Genomic DNA, 17303 nt, shown 5'->3' with positions numbered 1-17303 from the left:
GACGGGCGATTTGGAAAAGGGTGCGTTTCATTTCAGTTGACTATTGTTTGCTGTAGGACAATTCGCCGAATTGTCCTCCGCCGTGAAGGGACAATTTAGGCAAATTGTCCTACGGCGCGGGCAGCCTGAACAACCTATTTGAAACACACCCTTTGGAAAATCGGACGGGCGATTTGGAAAAGGGTGCGTTTCATTTCAGTTGACTATTGTTTGCTGTAGGACAATTCGCCGAATTGTCCTCCGCCATGAAGGGACAATTTAGGCAAATTGTCCTACGGCGCGGGCAGCCTGAGCAACCCATTTGAAACACACCCTTTGGAAAATCGGACGGGCGATTTGGAAAGGGGTGTGTTTCATTTCAGTTGACTGTTGTTTGCTGTAGGACAATTCGCCGAATTGTCCTCCGCCGTGAAGGGACAATTTAGGCAAATTGTCCTACGGCGCGGGCAGCCTGAACAACCCATTTGAAACACACCCTTTGGAAAATCGGACGGGCGATTTGGAAAAGGGTGCGTTTCATTTCAGTTGACTGTTGTTTGCTGTAGGACAATTCGCATTCGCCGAATTGTCCTCCGCCATGAAGGGGACAATTTAGGCAAATTGTCCTACGGCGCGGGCAGCCTCTGAGAAACAACCCATTTGAAAACACCCTTTGGAAAATCGGACGGGCGATTTGGAAAAGGGTGTGTTTCATTTCAGTTGACTGTTGCTTGCTGTAGGACAATTCGCCGAATTGTCCTCCGCCGTGAAGGGACAATTTAGGCAAATTGTCCTACGGCGCGGGCAGCCTGAACAACCCATTTGAAACACACCCTTTGGAAAATCGGACGGGCGATTTGGAAAAGGGTGCGTTTCATTTCAGTTGACTATTGTTTGCTGTAGGACAATTCGCCGAATTGTCCTCCGCCGTGAAGGGACAATTTAGGCAAATTGTCCTACGGCGCGGGCAGCCTGAGCAACCTATTTGAAACACACCCTTTGGAAAATCGGACGGGCGATTTGGAAAAGGGTGCGTTTCATTTCAGTTGACTATTGTTTGCTGTAGGACAATTCGCCGAATTGTCCTCCGCCGTGAAGGGACAATTTAGGCAAATTGTCCTACGGCGCGGGCAGCCTGAGCAACCCATTTGAAACACACCCTTTGGAAAATCGGACGGGCGATTTGGAAAAGGGTGTGTTTCATTTCAGTTGACTGTTGTTTGCTGTAGGACAATTCGCATTCGCCGAATTGTCCTCCGCCGTGAAGGGACAATTTAGGCAAATTGTCCTACGGCGCGGGCAGCCAGAACAACCCATTTGAAACACACCCTTTGGCAAATTGCGCGCAGCCGCGCTCTGGTAGACATGGAACGGTACCAGGAATTGCTGGACAAGAACGCAGCAGGAACATTAACCGATGCCGGGCGACATGAATTAACGCAGCGTCGTACAGAGGCGGACCGTTTCATGCTCCGCAAAGGATACGCTGCCGCCCTGCTGCGCTGGCGCGGTCACAAGCCCCCGCCCGCGGACAAGCTCTAATGGTCCGAGCAAAAACAGCCAAAATTCGTGCCATTCGTGAAATTCGTGGCTGAGTTTTTTATTCCTGCGCCAGATTCGCGGTTTCGCCCCCAATCACCCGCAGCAGTTCCGCCACCCGCAGCCGCACCAGCGCGTTCATGCCTCCGCCGCCCGCGTAAACCTCCTCCTGCGCCAGCACCCCCGCCTCCACCAACGTGCGCACGGGCGTCTTGTGTCCAAACGGGGGCACGGCTCCTACCTCATACCCCAAAATCTCCCGCACCTGCGCCGCGTTGGCCAGCTTCACCCGCCGCCGGCTCACCCCCAGGTAATCCGCCAGCCGCTTATATCCCACCCGCGTCTCCCCATTCGCCACCACCAGCAGCGGTTCCCCATCCACCAGGAACAGCAGCGACTTCACAATCTGGTCTACGGAAGCATTTACGGCGGTAGCCGCCGCGGATACAGTTGGCGTCTCTACCGCCAAGCGCACCACCTCCGCCGGAATCCCCGCCTCGCGCACATACTGCTCCAAATCCCCCGCATCCATCACCCTATTTACCATAAAACATCGTTTCCAAACATTACCGGAACACAATCTCCGGCCACATGGCCTAAATATGGGGCGGAGTGGAGACTTTAGTCGGAACCGTTCCGGCTAAAGCCTCCACTCCCCCTGAGATCCTAAAGAGCCAGAAAAGGGCTTTTACACGAGCGCTACTTGCAACCGTTTTCCCAGCACCAACGCCGCCTTTTCCAATGTAGCCAGCGTTGCGGACGCATTGCTCGGGTCAAGTAACCTGTCAACAGCAGCGCGACTGGTTTGCATACGCCGCGCCATTTCGGCTTTGGACAGATTTTGCTCCGTCATCAATTGAAAAATCTGATAAGCGATAACCCGCTTAATAGCAACGGCCTCCGCTTCCGCCAACAGCCCTTCTTCCTGCAAGAAGTCGTCCAAACTATCTCCTAAATGCTTCTCGTTCATCATTCTCCTCGCAGCGCCTGCAACCGCCTTCTGGCTACCTCCAAATCACTGGTTGGCGTTTTTTGTGACTTCTTGATAAATGCATGAAGCAGCACCATCTTGTCTTCTTCTACGGTAAAGATCACGCGGGCAATACGATTGGGAAGATTAGAGCGCACTTCCCACAAATCAGCCTCCAGTTTACGAATCAACGGCATACCCAACGGCCACCCAAATTGGGCTGTCTTCAAATCTTCGCCGATTATTTTCCGATCTGGAGACGGCAACGCCTTTAACCACTCACGCACGGGTTGCCTTCCGCTGGTTGACTTGTAGAAGAGAACCCGCAAGCGCATCTGATCATCCATGCTCGCAGTGTATCAAATATGGTACGTCCCGACAAGGCTCTCGTACCGGAAGGTCTTTGCAATTTCGCTTCGTATCACCAAATCACGCGCGGCCCTCGCGTTTCGCCATATCAATCCATTCGTTGCTGATGCGGAAGCGCCCTTTGAAAGGCAGGAGCAAAACAACTTCTGGCTGTGCCTTATCTGCCAGAGCAGCTTCCAACAGCGCCAATGCCTCTTTCGTCAAACGGCGCCGATTTTGAGATGCCCGTTTCTTCAATTTCTGATACAGCGCATCGGGTACATCTTTAATCAGTAACCCGGGCATGAAGCACCTCGTTCAATACCACATCGCTACTGATACGGTAACACAACAGTCGCAAAGAAGCTGCCAACAGAAAAAAGGCGTCAGAATCCGCGGATTTGGGTCACACGGGGCAGGGGCGAGTTGGCAACCCACCCTACAAAATGCTGTGGTTGTGCGGGAAGAAAGTCCCAACGCCAGAAAATTACAGAAATCTGTGCAGATTTTTGTAATCTGGGAGCGGGTTACGCCTCCGCCAACACCCTTACTTCCTGCTCCAATCTATCGGCCAGCGCCATTTTTGCCACTTCTACATCGTAATGCGCTTGAATGCCCATCCAAAATTCGACGGACATGCCAAAATAACGCGCCAGGCGCAAGGCAGTATCCGCCGTAATACTTCTCTCCCCTCGTACAATCTTGCTAATCCGCATAGGCGGCACGCCAATATCCCTTGCCAGTCGATACTGGCTGATGCCCATGGGCAACAAAAACTCCTCCCGCAATATCTCCCCAGGATGTATCGGAGCATAATCTCTCATCACAGCACCTCAATGATAATCCGTTATCTCCACGTCATACACGCCATCTTCTCGCCACTCAAAACAAATACGCCATTGGTCGTTGATCCGAATGCTGTACTGACCTTGCCGCTTCCCCCTTAGCGCCTCCAGACGATTTGCTGGAGGCACACGCAAATCAGTCAACGTTACAGATTTGTGCAGCATTATCAATTTCCGTTCTGCCACACGCTGTATGTCATGAGGCAATTTCCTGGCAAACTTTCCATTAAACACCCGCTCCGTTTCCCTGTCCCCGAACGACTTGATCATATCAGCATAGTAACCCCAAAGGATAAGGTCGTCAAGGACAGCGCACGCCAGGGGGGCGTAGAATATAATAGTTTCATCCACGGAAGGGGGCGGCGCTGACTTTGTGTTTTTTCGGTTTGTAGATGTAGAAGCTATGGTACGCGCCGGGCCGGCAGCTGCCGTCGCGGAACTTCTCGTGCAGCGCCCACAGGTTCTGCTCCAGGTCAAAGTGAAAGGCGTGTATCTCGGCGGTTTGCTGCTTGCCGCGGCGGGCGCGCTCGTAGGCGGCGAGCAGGTTGTCGAAAGCGATGCTTTGCGGGTAGAGGTTTCAGTAAATGACGACGGCTGCTCCCTCGGCACGAAGTTATTGACCGACAACGGACAAATGCCCTCCTAACGCTTCAATGATTTTACTGATCGTTTCAAACCGAGGGTTGCCATCGGCTGACAACGATTTATATAGGCTTGCGCGCGTTACGCCTGCTTGTCTGGCAACTTCAGTCATGCCTTTGGCTCTAGCAGCCGTATTCAGTGCATGAATAAAATCGGAAGTAGTGCCGGTAGCCAACACCTCCGCAAGAAACTCCCAGATATCGTCGTCTGTTTCCAAATGTTCCGCAACATCGAAAGGTTTGGTTTTGATACTCATAATTCACTCCAGTTCTTGAATCATTTGCCTGGCTCTTTCAATGTCTCTACTCTGGCTGGATTTGCTACCGCCATTCAACAGCAGAACCACTTGATGATGGCGGATGGTGTAGTAAATACGCAATCCGCCGCCAAAGAAAAAGCGCAACTCAAACAAATTGTCATCAAGCGACTTGAAATCACCAAAGTTGCCATTTTGAACACGGTCGATGCGAGCAAGCACTTTGTTCCTTGTTGTCCGATCTTTCAATCCTTTCAGCCATTTATCAAAAAACGATGTGCTGGTGATTTCATAATTCATAAAAAGTGTATCCTATAGGATACAATTCGTCAAGATGAATCAATTACTCCGTGGCGACGAGCAGGTTGTCGAAGGCGATGATTTGTGGGTAGAGATTGTTGTAGGTCTTGGGCATGGCGCACACTCGGGAGATTGGACCAATTTCACGCACTCAATGGCCATTTTCACCAGAGAAAATTGGTCCAATCTGGCTTAGCAGTTACGAAGATTTTTGTAATCTGGGGGCGGGGGCGGGTTGGCAACCCGCCCTACGGGCCGCCCGCGGCGGCTGGGGGAGACCCCCCAGACCCCCCGAACAGAAACCAGAAAACAGAAGCCAGCATTTTACGGGAGAGAGTACTCCTGGGCGCAGCGAAAGCCGACGTTGCTGACGCGGTCGGCGGGGGCGCTGCTGTTACGGATGGCCGCGCGCGCGTTCTGGTTGTTGTTGTTCCACGCGCCGCCCCGAAGCACCTTTGCGCCCGTTCCCCTGCAGCACAAACCAGTCGCCTGGTCAGAACTGTCAGAAAAGCCTGGTAATCCAGAAACGAAGGGAACCATTCACCCCCGCTCCCTGAGCCTGCCGAAGGGAACCGGTTTCGACAGGCTCAACCTACGGGGGGAGTGAACGGTTACTACAAAAATCTTGAAGAGCTTTGTAATCTGGAGGCGGGGCAGAGGCGGGTTAGTAACCTGCCCTACGACCGCTGCGGCAGCTGGAGGGGATATCCCCCAAACCCCCAAGAACAGAACCAAAAAGCCAATATATCTACGGGAGAAGGTACTCTTGGGTGCACCGAAAGCCGAGACTGTCGTCGAGCACAGTGGGGGCAAGCTCGCTACGGGAGGCCGTGCGTGCAGTTTTATTGATGCTAGTATAATTCCACGCGCCGCCCCGAAGCACCTTGTATGAACCTGACGCGGGGCCCGGCGGGTTGCGGGCGGGCGCGTTTTGATAATAGCCGCTATCATACCAGTCCGCAACCCATTCCCACACATTGCCCGCCATATCCAGCGCCTGGTACGGACTGGCCCCAGCGTCATAGCTGCCCACTGGCGCTGTGCGCGCATAACCATCATCCACGCTCGTATCCTTCCAGTCAAATTCACAGTTGCTGTCGCAATAGTTCAGACGAGTCCCATCAAACGTGTCTCCCCAGGGATAAATGCGCCCATCCTCGCCGCGCGCGGCTTTTTCCCACTGTGCTTCCGTGGGCAGCGCCCGCCCCGCCCATTCGCAGTAGGCGGCGGCGTCCTGCCAGGAAACCAGCACCACCGGATGATCGCCCAACCCATCCAGGCTGCTGCCCGGTCCTTGTGGATGTTGCCAGTCGGCCCCTTCGGTGTACTCCCAACCGCTGGATGTGTAAATGTAGCCTCCACCTTCTTGCTCGGCTGTCGTCTCGTAGCTCGCGGCGGCTGTAAATTGAGCAAACTGGTCATTCGTCACTTCCGTCTCGTCCATCCAGAAGGCATCCAGGTACACTTCATGCTGCGGCTTCTCATCACTGGCAGCATTAGCGTCCGCATCCGTTGACCCCATCAAGAAGTTCCCTGCAGGAATGAACCATTGCCTCATGCCATCTACTGGGGAAACCTGCGGGCTGCCAATCCCTGGCGTGGACGTGGCCGTTGGTCGGGGTTCAGGCGTCGGCGATGGGGTATGCGTCGGTGTGCGCGTATCGGTTGCCGTCGCAGAAGGCGTTCCTGAAGGTTCGGGGCGAGGCGTGTTGGTCGCTTTTGCCGTGGGCGAAGTCGCCAGGGGTTCCGTTACCTGCGCTACCGAAGGCGACGTTGCCGCGGGCGTCTCCGGCAAGCCGACGCGGTTTCGTTCCGATACCCATAGCAGGAAAAAGACCAGTGCCAGCGTCACCAACACGCCGCCCATGCCCCACAACCAGCCGGGTAGGGCGGACGGCGGCGGCGCCACGGCGGGGGCGACGCCTTTGGTTTGCGTAGCCGCAGGAGCGGGCGGCGGCGGGGTCATGGTCACGGGCAGGGTCGCCGCTCTGGCTTTGCCCAACGGGTTACGGACGAGGACAAGGCGCTCAATCTCCCGCTTCTGCTGCGCCAACATGGGGGTCTGGTCGCGGCGCTGGTCGCGCACCTGGCGGTCGGCGTAGGCAAACAGTTCGTCCACCGTGATCAGGCCGTCCTCGTTTTCGTCCGCCCGTCCGGTCTCCATCCCCTGCAGCAGGGCGCTGGTAAAGAGGGAGTTGCGCCCCTTCTCTTCAAAGGAGTACTGAATCGTGCCGGACGAGGCCAGAATCGCCGTGGCTTCGCCGCGCAGCTTCTCCAGCAGCAGCGGCTCGGCGGCGCCGCGCTTCGCGCCCTGGGCAAACGCGCCGCTAAAGCAGCAGTCGAGGACGACCACATGATGGCGAGAACGACTATCGGCCATCGTTTCCTGGATAAAGGATTCGCGCACGCCCGTGGCTCGCAGGCGGCGGAAGTCCGTGTCTCTGGCGGCCAGGTACAACGACCCATCCGTTCCTTTCTGCCCGTGCCCGGAATAATAGAGCAGCGTCAGGTCCCCCCGCTCCGCCTGGCCGTAGAGGTCGGCGATGGCGCGGCGGATGGTCGGCTCGTCCGCGTCCACCAGCGTACCCAGGATTTCGAACTCCCCATGCCGCGCCAACATGGCCGCCATGTCGGCGACGTCGTTGGCCGGCGTGCGCAGCGGCGGGAAGTGTTTCTCGTCCTCAAATTGGTTATTGCCTATCAACAAAGCTAATCGTCGCGCCTTATCAGCCATTATCGCAACCTTATTTACATCACCTATATCTACACTGTCCTGAAGATTGCGTGTAGGTCGAGTTGCTAACTCGACTGGCGGGTTAGCAACCCGCCCTACATCTTCATGCGATGTGGTGCGCCCCGCGCATGAACACCTTTTGTTCTATGTGACCGGCGGGTTAGCAACCCGCCCTACATCGGGCATCATGGAACAAATAGCAAGGGATCGAATCCGCTGGTACGCGCAAAATAGTTATGCAGCGCGTAATCGGTCAGGGGAGCAATCAACGGCTGCGTCTGGTCGTCTCCCAAACCCATAAAAGAGCCGAGCGTCCAGATGGCCGCCCCGCGCACTTCCGGGTATGCCGCGTAGAGCGAGGAAGCCAGGGCGATATCTTCCATTGCCTGTGACAAGGGGGGCGTCTGCTGAAGCGCCCACCCCCACTCCGTAATCAAAACAGTGGGGCGCGGCAGCCCGTGCTCATCACAGACTTGAAACAAAGCCTGAAAACGACCCAGCAGCGCCGAATAGACCTGCCGCGGGTCGTCATTGCCGAAAGAATACTCATGCACGGCAATGGCTAACTGATCAGGATACCGGCCCGCCAATTCCAGGAACTGGAGCATGGCGTCGGACTCCCAATCGGCCGCATCGGGCGTGCCAGATGACCAGCCAAACGCCGCCCAACGGTAGCCGTCCGCCAGGGCCAGTTGGGCCGTCTGCAACGCAAATTCCCCCAACCACGCGGCGCGATTGGGGTCTGGTTCGTTGATGGTTTCCAGCCAGACGAGGCGGGGATCAAGTGAGAGGGGAAAAGCAGCGGTGTGCGCCTGCCAATGCTGCTGCGCGGCTTCGGCAGGGCTGAGGTCGTAGTTGGGCACGTCGTCTTGCGTGCTGGCGCGGAAGACGAGCGTATGGGTAATGCCGCTGGTCTGCGCCAGGGATTGGGCCGTCGCCAGGGAGCCAACATCATCAACGCTCTTGAGGAAGAAGGGAATGCCGGCATCATCCAGCGCCGTCATCCATTCCTCCAAACCACTGCGATTTCCTCCCGGGAGCACATGAAACCCGAATTTGATCAGGCCCAGTTCCTTGCCTTGCACCGCCAACTCACGCCGGATGACGGGCAAATCCAGTGGCTCTTGGCTAGAAACAGGCTGGGGGAGAAACCCGGCTATCGTACCTGTGCCGGCGCTGGGGGGAGTTTGTTCCGTTTGTGCCGGCATTTCCGTCACCTGCGCCACAGCGGGAAGGGTGGGGGTGGCCTGACTTCCTGGGGATGATTCCAGCGCCCACTTCACGAAGAAAGCCAGCATGAGGACGGCGAGTATGCCGGCAATTCCCCACACCCAGGCAGGCACCGTGGACAAGACGCCTTTCCCCCGTGGTTCAGGAGAAGGGGAGGCGGGCGTCTCGGTCAGAGGCAGGGGAGAAACGGTGCCCGCGGGATTGCGGGCGAGGACAATTTGCGCAATTTCTCGTTTCTGCTGCGCCAGCATGGGCGTCTGCTCCCGCCGCTGCTCGCGCACGCTCCTGTCGGCATAAGCAAATAACTCATCCACCGTCACCACGCCGTTCTGGTCTTCATCGGCAGCGCCGGTTTCCACGCCCGCCAGCAGCGCGCCCGTAAACAAGGAGTTGCGCCCCGCTTCCTCAAAAGAGTACTGAATCGTCCCTGACGAGGCCAGGATCGCCATCGCTTCGCCGCGCAGCTTCTCCAGGAGCAGCGGCTCCCCCGCGCCCCCCTTTTTGCCCAGGGCAAACGCGCCGCTAAAGCAGCAATCAAGAATGACGACGTGATGGCGGGAACGACTGTCGCCCATCGTTTCTTGAATAAAGGATTCGCGCACCCCCGTGGCCCGCAGTTGACCGGCATCCGTATCTTTGGCCGCCAGGTACAACGAGCCGTCCATGCCCTTGTAGCCGTGACCCGAATAATAGAACAACGCCAGGTCCCCCCGCTCCAACTGCCCGTAGAATTCGCCAATGGTGCGCCGAATGACCGGCTCCGCCGCGTCAATCAGCGCCTCGACGATTTCAAAGTCGCCATGTTGGGCCAGCATGGCCGCCATATCAGCAACGTCATTGACCGGCGTGCGCAGCGCCGGGAAATGCTTCTCGTCGTCAAACTGGCTGTTACCTATGAGTAAAGCCAACCGTCGGGCCATATCTCACCTCAACCAACGAGCGCATAGGGCGCATCCGTTAATAGATTTGGAAATGACGGATGCGCTGGAAGGGTTCTTACTTGTGGGAGAATCCAAAGTAATTCTCGAACGAACCCATAGAGAAACTGGCGGTCATCTTTCGTTATTCTATGCCAGCCGAAGCTTGCAGAGCTTGCTCCATCAGGTCTGCTACGCTCAATACTTGCGCCCACTGCCGCAAATAATCCTTATCCAATGCCGACTGCTGCGTCCTCAAAACGCCGAGAATATCACGCCACTGCCGTTCCGAAACCTCGCCACCCATGCGAAACCACTCTAATTTAGCCAGGACAACATCTTCAGCACTCAAAACCCAGATTTGTTCGCCACGGTTTGCGCCAACCTGCTCCGCCATGCGTCGCCGAAGCTGCTGCTGGTCAAAAGGGCGTTCCCGGGGAATAAAGATGTCTACTTTGAACAGGGTATCCAGGTGAATCAGGTTAAAACTCTGGCGACGTTGAATTGCCTGCCGTACTGATTGTTCATCTACATAGAATGCATCTTGCAGCCCCCTTACAAAGGGAGTCACGTGTTCTGACCGCATGTCGGCTACGATGTCTACATCCATCGTAGTACGCAACATGCCATGGATGATGCTGGCCATGGAGCCACCGATGACGTAAGGGATACCCAACGCATCTAACACCCCGGTTACTAATAGCGTCACCTGGATAGCTTCGGAATCAACCAAGTCATTCTCCTTCAGCCAGGGCAAGGCCCAAGAACGCGGACGGTCAATTCTTCCCCCAGCGACATGACTGCCAACCGCCACCGCAGTTCCGCCGGGGAAGCATGAGGGAAACGCCGACGTAGTCCGATTAAGGCCAACTGACGAGCAGCGCGATTCAACGACTCCATCATTTCTAATTTGCGCCACACGGGTGTTTCGCGCCACAGCTTCAGCAACAAGGCTTCAACTTCGGGAGAAGTATCCCGATTCATCTCTCGCCAGGAGGGGAGACGACGATTCGCGGCGAGGTGGGTGGTTTCAGGCGGCATCTTAAGCTCCATCACCAAGTCTATCAGGCACACAAACGCCTTACGTTATGCGTCGAAGCGCATTCCTGTTTGCGTCTGGAACCAGCGCACGAGTTCCTGCTGCTCTCCTGAGGAGAGACCGGTCAATTCCAGGCTGCTGTCGCCTATTTGCAGCTTGAGGGAGCGGCGGCGGTCGCGCCCCAGCCATTGGCCGAGAACGGTGATGAACGCGGCGAGGCCGGTGCCTTCGGCGAGGGCCACCAGCAGCGCGCCAAAGTCCACGGAGACGCCTTTTTGCCCGGCTTCCTCGTTCCGCACGTAAACGGGGTCAATGGACAGCACGCTCTCCACGTGGCGCAACTCTTTTTCCAGTTCGCGCACGATTTTGGCTGTGTCCTGGGTATCGGTATTCGGCCCCGCGTTGACGGTAATGCGTAAATCTATCTTCACGTTTCCTCCCTTGCTGCCGCATGCCTATAAAATTGGACGAATTGACGGTTCTGGTGCGGACAAGTATAACGCCACTCTATCAGCGGAGCGAATGGGGAAGAAATGGCGCGGCAATTTGCGATAGGGGGCGAAACCCGATGGGGTAGGGGGGACGGCGGGCGGAGGGCATGGTCGCCATTTGCTAGATTTGGTTGATGAGCTGCCCATTTCCTCGAATTTTCATGCAATTTTGCTGGAATCTCCGTATAATGCGAGGGTTCTCAGGCGTCGGCGCAGGCTGGCGGCTCCCCGTGCTCGTTGATTTTTGCGCAATCCCACAGCAGATGCCGGGTAAGTGACCGGCTATCACTGAAAAAACCGGGTTTTTCGAGTGTCCGGCCGAAATCATGTGTAAAAACCCGGTTTTTGGCCTTTTTTCAGTAGAGTCAAGAATGAACCAATCTTGTATTCTTTGCTCAAAGGAGTGTCCCCCATGCAAGCATCTCGACTTAACTTCGGTCTGGTTTTTGTCAAGCAGCGTTGGCTGGCGCTGGCGTTGTGCGTGTTGTTGGGCGCGGCGCTGATGGTGGCGCGCCTGGCGACGGCTGCGCCCACGCCGCTGGACGGCGTCATCCCGCCGGAGCGGCTGGTTCCGTGGGATCCGGGGGTGCGTGGGGGCATTCCGGCCACGTATTACCGCCTGAATGTGATGGATTTTGGCGCGGTGGGGGATGGGGTGACGGATGATGGGCCGGCATTTAACGCGGCGATTCAGGCGGCAACAGCACCGGGGTTCGTCTGGGTTCCGCCGGGGGATTATCTGATTGGCACGATTGTACAGTTGAAGAGCGGCATTGTGCTGCAAGGGGCGGGGCCAACGCAGACGCGGCTGTTGATTAACATCCCGAACAGCGGGCAGCGGGGGGGCGTGGAGATGACGGGGAGCAAGGTCAACGTAGATATTCCCGTGGTCTCCGGCTACAGTTTTGGCAGTACGACGCTGGAACTGGCGGACGCCAGTGGGATCACGCCGGGGACGCTGCTGTGGCTGTACCAGGATGACGACGTGGCGGCGATGTATACGGTCGATTACTGGATTACGGATTACAGCCAGTATTCAATGAGCCAGATGATTGGGGTGGCGGATGTGGTGAGCAACACGATCACGCTGGACGTGCCGCTGCGGCTGGATTACCAGACGGCTTTGAACCCGCGCGTGCAGGTGGTGCATCCGATTGAGAATGCCGGCATTCAATCCCTCTACCTCGAACGCATTGACACCGCCGACGCCTTCACCATCTCCATGAACTACGCCCAAAACTGCTGGGTGCAATACGTCGAATCCTACAACACCTTCCGCGCCCACATCTGGACCTTCTACAGCCGCTTCCTCACCATCCGCGACAACTACTTCCACCACGCCCACGACTACGGCGGCGGCGGGCACGGTTACGGCGTGGCCCTGGCCGACTCCACCTCCGACTCCCTGATCACCAACAACATCTTCCACACCCTGCGCCACGCCATGATGGTCAAAGAAGGGGCCAACGGCAACGTCTTCAGCTACAACTACGCCTACAACAACATTGGCGGCAAGGCGGACATCTCCCTGCACGGTCATTATAACTATGCGAACCTCTTCGAGGGCAACATCGCCGAAAACCTGGTCATTTCCGACTGGTGGGGACCCAGCGGACCCTACACGACCGCCTTCCGCAACGCCATCACGGTCAATCGCGGCCTGAGCGTGCGCGACCACAGCGACCGTCCCAACGTGGTAGGCAACGTCACGCCGCGCATCGACATCCGCTCCGGCCCAGACATCATCATTTTCGGCTATCCGGTGTACATGGGGGGCGTGGTCACGGACCTGACGGACGGCAACCTGGTGGATGGGGTATTGGAATGGAGTGGCGCGCCCGATCCGTTGGTACTGCCGGCATCTCACTACCTCGACGCGCCACCCGATTTCTGGGGGAACCGTCCCTGGCCGAACATTGGCGCGGATTTGGGGACACCGGTGGGGGTTTTGCCGGCACAAGAGCGCAAATACCTGATCGACAACAACCTGTGGCAACCGCCCCTTCCCCTGATCGCCACCGCCACCGGCAATCCGGGCCAGGCGCAGGTGATCAACGCCCGTCCCGGCGAGACCCTGTTTGTATTCGCGGGGATGGGGGGCGTGGGGAGTGGACCGTGTTTGCCGGCATTCGGCAACCTCTGCCTCGACCTCCTCCCCCCCCTGCAATACCTGGGCACAGCCACCGCCAACGCCAACGGCAGCGTCCTCATCACCCTCCCCAACCCACCCGCCAACCTCCAGGTGATCGTCTATCGCGGCGCGGGCGGCAGCCTATCCATCAAAAGCAACGTTGCCGGCATCGACTGATCCATTTGCGTAAACGCCGACCAGGCCAGAAGGGGAACGAACGCGGATGGGCCGGCGCTCGTTCCCCTTTTTCGTTATTCATTATCGTCCCATTCGGCCAGATCAGTAACCACCAACCCCTTTTCCGTGGCAACGGCCAGGAACCATCCCGCCGGATGCAGCGCCAGGTGGGTGATGGCCGTATCCGCGTAACGCGCGCCCAGCAGGACGTTGCGCGGCAGCGACCACCAGGCAACCCGCCCCTGATCCGCCTCGTCCGCCTCATCCCGAAACGACTCGCCGAAGATGATTTCATCCAGGTTCCGCCGAAACAGGACGGCCTGCACGTTGACGTAGGTGACGTCCGCCGGCGGGCGAATATCCGCCACCATGAAGCCAGAATCGACGTGGACGACCTGCACGCGCCCGGCCAACGTCCCCGCCGCCAGGTAATGGCCGGCAGCGCTCAAAGCCAGCGCGCTCGGTGGGCCAAATGGCGCAAAGACCGTCTCGAACCACGGTCCATACGGCAGCGTACACACCTGTACATCCGCCAAAAAATCCCCCAGGGCCACGCGCCGGCCATCGGCGGCGGCGGCAAAGGAGCGCGTAAAGCTGTCCGCCGTGAAGGAATAAGCCGCGGATACCGCCGGCTGGGCCATGTCCGTCACGTCGTAGAGATACAGATACCCCATGGGACCATCGGCGGCGGGCGCAAACAATGCCAGGTAAAGCGCCGGGTCGTCCCCCTCAAGAAACGTCAGGCCGGCGGCCTCCCCCAGCGGCGACTCCCGCGGGAGCGCGGCCACCCTTTTCACGCCGGCTACATCCCAGATGCGCACCACGCCATCGGCAGCGACGGCGGCCAGGTACGCGGCGGTGGCGTCAAAAGCCAGCGCCGTGGTCTCGACGTTCTGGTTGAGCAGGATGGGGCGGCTGCCGGCATCAACGGCAAAAAGACGCACGCCAGATGTCCCGGCCACGGCCAGCAGCGCGCCATCGGGAGACCATTGCAGGGCGCGCGCGCCTTCATAGGCGCGGTAGGCGGCGAGTTGATCGTTGAGGGGAGTGAGGGTGGATGCCGGCATAATCGGCAACCGCACCGCATCCCCCACCGCCGCCGCCGTCAGCAGCAGCGCCTCCCCTTCCATCATCACATCATCCATCTGGATGGCGCGCAGTTGTGGCCCCAACCCAATGTAGAGTTGATGATTGGTCCCGACCGCCGGCGGGGACGGCTCGATCCCGGCCTGCTCCGTCAACCGCGCCCGCCACAACACTTCGCCGGCAGTGGAAAAGCGCAGCAGCTCCTGGTCGGTCGATTTGGCAATCAGACTGCCATCGACGGCCACGGCCACCGGCGAATCTTGCCCATATAGGCCGCTCAATTGCTGCACGCCCAGGTCAAACACGCGCCGTATCGTTCCTTCCGCGGTCACCAGGTAGAGGCGGTTCGCCACGGCCAGGTAGACGGTGTTATCCGGCCCCCGCGTCAGGGAAGATTGCGCCACGATGCCACGCGCCAGCAGCAGCGACCAGCGCAGTTGCCCGTCGGGATGGAGGGCAAAGAGTGTGCCGGCATCATTGGCCGCGTAAATCGTTCCATCAGACCCCATCAAGGGCGTCGTGACGATGTCCGTGCCCGTCCCCCTGGCCTCATCTGCCGCAAAAGCCCAGCGAATGTCGCCGCCGGTGGGGTCAATGGCGAAAACGTGGGGGTCACGGCAGGCGGCATAGATAACGCCGTCCGCGCCCACCGCCGGACCGGGCCAGGAACCGGTGCCACTGACGGCGCAGAGGCGCGTGGTCCAGCGCACACGTCCATTCGGGTCAAATGCCCACAGATTGCCGGCATTGGTCATCACGTAGACGCCGCCATCCGGGGAAAATGCCGGCAGCGCCGTCAACGCATCTCCCCCAGACCACCGCCACCCAGGCGTGCCGTCGGCGGCAAACGTTTGCAACGTATCCCCGGCGATCACCAGGATGCGCCCATCGGGGGCCACGACGGGCGCGCCGGCACGCCGTCTGACCGGGTCGGTTCCGGCGGACAGAGCGGTATGCCATTCTTCACGACCATCCGGCGTCAATGCGTACAGCGACAGGCCGGCAACCACGTAGACGTGCCCATCGGCGGCAACCGCCGGCGCCCGGCTGATCACGTCCGGCAAGTTGTGCACCCATAAGGTTGTCCCCAATTGGCCGAATCCCAAACGGGATGCCGGCAGCGGGATGGCCGCCGGGCGCGGCCGGGGTGTGGCCGTGGCGGGGATGGTGGGCGCGGGCGTTCGGCTGGGGCGAGGCGTGTCGGTGGGGATGGGTATGGTCGCGGGCGGTTGCGTGGGCGTGGTCGTTGCCCGGGTCGTCGCGGTGGGTGTGTTGGTGAGGTTAGATGCCGGCATTTCGCCACCGCAGGCAGCCAGGCAAAACAGGAACAGCATAACAAACCGGAAACGGGTCATGGCTACCTCCCATGATGCAACCAGCGAACAGGGGAAAACGGGGCGCGGACACGCGCGGGTCGCTTCGGAATCCGCGTCATTGGCGACCGCTTTTGTCCCCACAGCGCACCCGCTACGGACTGGCGCTGAAATAAGACGCGCATTGCAGCGCCAGTTTGAAGGAGCGGTAAGGAAATGACCTCGTCATCTTATTTAATTTCCGCCCCTAGGGGGTGTAGGTGTAGGTCGTGACAACGTCTCCCACGGCGTTCCGCAGCGTGGCCGTGTCCGAGACGTCGTCATTCCAAACACTCGTGCGAATGTTCCAGAACAGATCGGCGCGGGAATTCTCCCCCTCTTTCGTCCAGATTGTCACACGCGCCCCCGCGTCCAGCGTAAAAGAAGGAAAGGGGAAGACATGTCCCTGCTTGTCCTCCAACTGCCAGCCGGTCATGTCCAGCGGAGTATCGGTCACGTTACGCAAAATGACAGCCTCATCCAGGGGCGAGGCAGCGGGGGCATAATCAATATCTACAATCTGCACCGGTGACACGCCTGGCGTCAGCGGCGGCTCTTGTGTGGGCAGCGGCGTGGCCGGCTCCGGCGTGGGCGGCTCTTGTGTGGGCAGCGGCGTGGGAACGGGCGTGACCGGCGCCACATTGCGATAGGCAAATGTCCCCAAATCCTGCCCCGAGGACAGCAGTCGCCGCCAACCAGAGCAAACCTGCCCCATAAACAGCAACTCCCCATCGGACTGCAGGACAAATGCGCCCTCAGGGACGTTGCTGATGGTAAACAGGCCGGCGGTGTCAGAAATGGCACTGTGGGCGACGCCGCTGACATCGGTTAATGTGAGGGAGACGCCCGCCTGTGGCTGCTGCTGGCTATCCACGATCCCCCCCGTGACCACGGCGGGGCGGGTCACAATCAGGTGCAAAATCACCAGCAGCAGGCCAAATGCCAGGGAAGCGGTAAGCAACGTCGCCAGATTCCACTTGTACCACCACACCAGGAAGATCGTCACCGCCAACCCGCATATGAGCGCCCCTACGGGCTGCACAAAGCTGCTCGGTAGCAGGATCTCCAGCAGGGTAAACACCATCGTCATGATGCTGACGATGGACGCAATGCCCTTAATGGCCTGGCTGACTGCCAGGGAGGCGTCCGCTGACGCCGGGGTATGCTCATTCATGACCGTCATGATGTCTCTCCCCATCCTCTTGGACCATGTTAGACAAAGCCCACCACTCCCCCTCTTAATAAGGTACACTATCCACGCCCGTCG

The 17303-nt window shown here is 58.5% G+C and carries 20 protein-coding genes; 4 read left to right on the top strand and 16 right to left on the bottom strand.

Annotated elements, in window-relative coordinates; genetic code table 11:
* Nucleotides 1-1296 precede the first annotated feature (1296 nt).
* A complete protein-coding gene (locus H6650_15135; GenBank protein MCB8953339.1) occupies nt 1297-1521 on the top strand; it encodes a hypothetical protein in 225 nt (74 codons plus the stop codon).
* A 58-nt stretch (nt 1522-1579) separates the two neighbouring features.
* Here the strand turns inward: H6650_15135 and H6650_15130 are convergent, their stop codons facing one another.
* The 6 genes from H6650_15130 to H6650_15105 all read right to left on the bottom strand — a co-directional run bounded on the left by H6650_15130 (nt 1580) and on the right by H6650_15105 (nt 3951).
* A complete protein-coding gene (locus tag H6650_15130; protein MCB8953338.1) occupies nt 1580-2065 on the bottom strand; it encodes a YbaK/EbsC family protein in 486 nt (161 codons plus the stop codon).
* Between the two features lie 141 nt (nt 2066-2206).
* Nucleotides 2207-2488: an XRE family transcriptional regulator gene (locus H6650_15125; GenBank protein ID MCB8953337.1), complete on the bottom strand. Its 282-nt coding sequence runs from the start codon at nt 2486-2488 to the stop codon at nt 2207-2209.
* A complete protein-coding gene (locus tag H6650_15120) occupies nt 2488-2835 on the bottom strand; it encodes a type II toxin-antitoxin system RelE/ParE family toxin (GenBank protein ID MCB8953336.1) in 348 nt (115 codons plus the stop codon). Before H6650_15120 ends, H6650_15125 begins: the two co-directional genes overlap by 1 nt.
* 82 nt (nt 2836-2917) lie before the next feature.
* Entirely contained in the window at nt 2918-3142 is a 225-nt protein-coding gene (locus tag H6650_15115) for a hypothetical protein (GenBank protein ID MCB8953335.1), read from the bottom strand.
* A 221-nt stretch (nt 3143-3363) separates the two neighbouring features.
* Nucleotides 3364-3660, bottom strand: coding sequence for a HigA family addiction module antidote protein (locus tag H6650_15110; protein MCB8953334.1), 297 nt, complete (start codon nt 3658-3660; stop codon nt 3364-3366).
* A gap of 9 nt (nt 3661-3669) precedes the next feature.
* On the bottom strand, nt 3670-3951 hold the full coding sequence (locus H6650_15105; protein MCB8953333.1) for a type II toxin-antitoxin system RelE/ParE family toxin: 282 nt from the start codon (nt 3949-3951) through the stop codon (nt 3670-3672).
* Nucleotides 3952-4054: 103 nt separating this feature from the next.
* Between H6650_15105 and H6650_15100 the strand changes: the two genes are divergently transcribed.
* Nucleotides 4055-4327, top strand: a complete 273-nt coding sequence (locus tag H6650_15100; GenBank protein ID MCB8953332.1) for a hypothetical protein — start codon at nt 4055-4057, stop codon at nt 4325-4327.
* Here H6650_15100 and H6650_15095 read toward each other — a convergent pair.
* Complete coding sequence (locus tag H6650_15095) at nt 4295-4579, bottom strand: putative addiction module antidote protein (GenBank protein ID MCB8953331.1); 285 nt, start codon at nt 4577-4579, stop codon at nt 4295-4297. The genes H6650_15100 and H6650_15095 overlap by 33 nt on opposite strands.
* Nucleotides 4580-4582: 3 nt before the next feature.
* Nucleotides 4583-4879 carry a type II toxin-antitoxin system RelE/ParE family toxin gene (locus H6650_15090; protein ID MCB8953330.1) on the bottom strand — a complete coding sequence of 99 codons (297 nt, stop codon included), beginning with the start codon at nt 4877-4879 and terminating at the stop codon, nt 4583-4585.
* 34 nt (nt 4880-4913) lie between these two features.
* Here H6650_15090 and H6650_15085 point away from each other — a divergent pair, with 34 nt between their 5' ends.
* Nucleotides 4914-5075: a hypothetical protein gene (locus tag H6650_15085; GenBank protein ID MCB8953329.1), complete on the top strand. Its 162-nt coding sequence runs from the start codon at nt 4914-4916 to the stop codon at nt 5073-5075.
* A 128-nt stretch (nt 5076-5203) separates the two neighbouring features.
* On the opposite strand, the gene H6650_15080 is transcribed toward H6650_15085, so the two are convergent.
* From H6650_15080 to H6650_15055, 6 genes are all read right to left on the bottom strand, one after another.
* Entirely contained in the window at nt 5204-5419 is a 216-nt protein-coding gene (locus tag H6650_15080) for an SUMF1/EgtB/PvdO family nonheme iron enzyme (GenBank protein ID MCB8953328.1), read from the bottom strand.
* A 208-nt stretch (nt 5420-5627) separates the two neighbouring features.
* Nucleotides 5628-7613, bottom strand: a complete 1986-nt coding sequence (locus H6650_15075) for an SUMF1/EgtB/PvdO family nonheme iron enzyme (GenBank protein ID MCB8953327.1) — start codon at nt 7611-7613, stop codon at nt 5628-5630.
* A gap of 185 nt (nt 7614-7798) precedes the next feature.
* Nucleotides 7799-9763, bottom strand: a complete 1965-nt coding sequence (locus H6650_15070) for a caspase family protein (GenBank protein MCB8953326.1) — start codon at nt 9761-9763, stop codon at nt 7799-7801.
* Nucleotides 9764-9905: 142 nt separating this feature from the next.
* On the bottom strand, nt 9906-10493 hold the full coding sequence (locus H6650_15065) for a hypothetical protein (GenBank protein MCB8953325.1): 588 nt from the start codon (nt 10491-10493) through the stop codon (nt 9906-9908).
* Between the two features lie 11 nt (nt 10494-10504).
* On the bottom strand, nt 10505-10801 hold the full coding sequence (locus tag H6650_15060) for a hypothetical protein (GenBank protein MCB8953324.1): 297 nt from the start codon (nt 10799-10801) through the stop codon (nt 10505-10507).
* A 45-nt stretch (nt 10802-10846) separates the two neighbouring features.
* On the bottom strand, nt 10847-11230 hold the full coding sequence (locus H6650_15055) for a hypothetical protein (protein MCB8953323.1): 384 nt from the start codon (nt 11228-11230) through the stop codon (nt 10847-10849).
* 472 nt (nt 11231-11702) lie between these two features.
* Between H6650_15055 and H6650_15050 the strand changes: the two genes are divergently transcribed.
* Complete coding sequence (locus H6650_15050) at nt 11703-13598, top strand: hypothetical protein (GenBank protein ID MCB8953322.1); 1896 nt, start codon at nt 11703-11705, stop codon at nt 13596-13598.
* Nucleotides 13599-13672: 74 nt separating this feature from the next.
* Here H6650_15050 and H6650_15045 read toward each other — a convergent pair whose 3' ends face one another.
* Nucleotides 13673-16039, bottom strand: coding sequence for a PQQ-like beta-propeller repeat protein (locus tag H6650_15045; GenBank protein ID MCB8953321.1), 2367 nt, complete (start codon nt 16037-16039; stop codon nt 13673-13675).
* A 205-nt stretch (nt 16040-16244) separates the two neighbouring features.
* Nucleotides 16245-17219, bottom strand: a complete 975-nt coding sequence (locus H6650_15040) for a lamin tail domain-containing protein (protein MCB8953320.1) — start codon at nt 17217-17219, stop codon at nt 16245-16247.
* Between the last annotated feature and the right edge of the window lie 84 nt (nt 17220-17303).

Source organism: Ardenticatenales bacterium (genome assembly GCA_020634515.1).
GTDB lineage: Bacteria > Chloroflexota > Anaerolineae > Promineifilales > Promineifilaceae > JAGVTM01.
The sequence above is the reverse complement of the archived record's forward strand: the minus strand, read 5'-3'. Positions and strand labels throughout refer to the sequence as shown.

Bases quoted from the DNA above. Each gene is read 5' to 3' on its own strand.
- H6650_15120 (MCB8953336.1), bottom strand. From the start codon at position 2,835: ATGGATGATCAGATGCGCTTGCGGGTTCTCTTCTACAAGTCAACCAGC.
- H6650_15125 (MCB8953337.1), bottom strand. From the start codon at position 2,488: ATGAACGAGAAGCATTTAGGAGATAGTTTGGACGACTTCTTGCAGGAA.
- H6650_15040 (MCB8953320.1), bottom strand. From the start codon at position 17,219: ATGACGGTCATGAATGAGCATACCCCGGCGTCAGCGGACGCCTCCCTG.
- H6650_15115 (MCB8953335.1), bottom strand. From the start codon at position 3,142: ATGCCCGGGTTACTGATTAAAGATGTACCCGATGCGCTGTATCAGAAA.
- H6650_15110 (MCB8953334.1), bottom strand. From the start codon at position 3,660: ATGAGAGATTATGCTCCGATACATCCTGGGGAGATATTGCGGGAGGAG.
- H6650_15045 (MCB8953321.1), bottom strand. From the start codon at position 16,039: ATGACCCGTTTCCGGTTTGTTATGCTGTTCCTGTTTTGCCTGGCTGCC.
- H6650_15075 (MCB8953327.1), bottom strand. From the start codon at position 7,613: ATGGCTGATAAGGCGCGACGATTAGCTTTGTTGATAGGCAATAACCAA.
- H6650_15085 (MCB8953329.1), top strand. From the start codon at position 4,914: ATGAATCAATTACTCCGTGGCGACGAGCAGGTTGTCGAAGGCGATGAT.
- H6650_15070 (MCB8953326.1), bottom strand. From the start codon at position 9,763: ATGGCCCGACGGTTGGCTTTACTCATAGGTAACAGCCAGTTTGACGAC.
- H6650_15130 (MCB8953338.1), bottom strand. From the start codon at position 2,065: ATGGTAAATAGGGTGATGGATGCGGGGGATTTGGAGCAGTATGTGCGC.
- H6650_15060 (MCB8953324.1), bottom strand. From the start codon at position 10,801: ATGCCGCCTGAAACCACCCACCTCGCCGCGAATCGTCGTCTCCCCTCC.
- H6650_15095 (MCB8953331.1), bottom strand. From the start codon at position 4,579: ATGAGTATCAAAACCAAACCTTTCGATGTTGCGGAACATTTGGAAACA.
- H6650_15105 (MCB8953333.1), bottom strand. From the start codon at position 3,951: ATGATCAAGTCGTTCGGGGACAGGGAAACGGAGCGGGTGTTTAATGGA.
- H6650_15050 (MCB8953322.1), top strand. From the start codon at position 11,703: ATGCAAGCATCTCGACTTAACTTCGGTCTGGTTTTTGTCAAGCAGCGT.
- H6650_15090 (MCB8953330.1), bottom strand. From the start codon at position 4,879: ATGAATTATGAAATCACCAGCACATCGTTTTTTGATAAATGGCTGAAA.
- H6650_15080 (MCB8953328.1), bottom strand. From the start codon at position 5,419: ATGGTTCCCTTCGTTTCTGGATTACCAGGCTTTTCTGACAGTTCTGAC.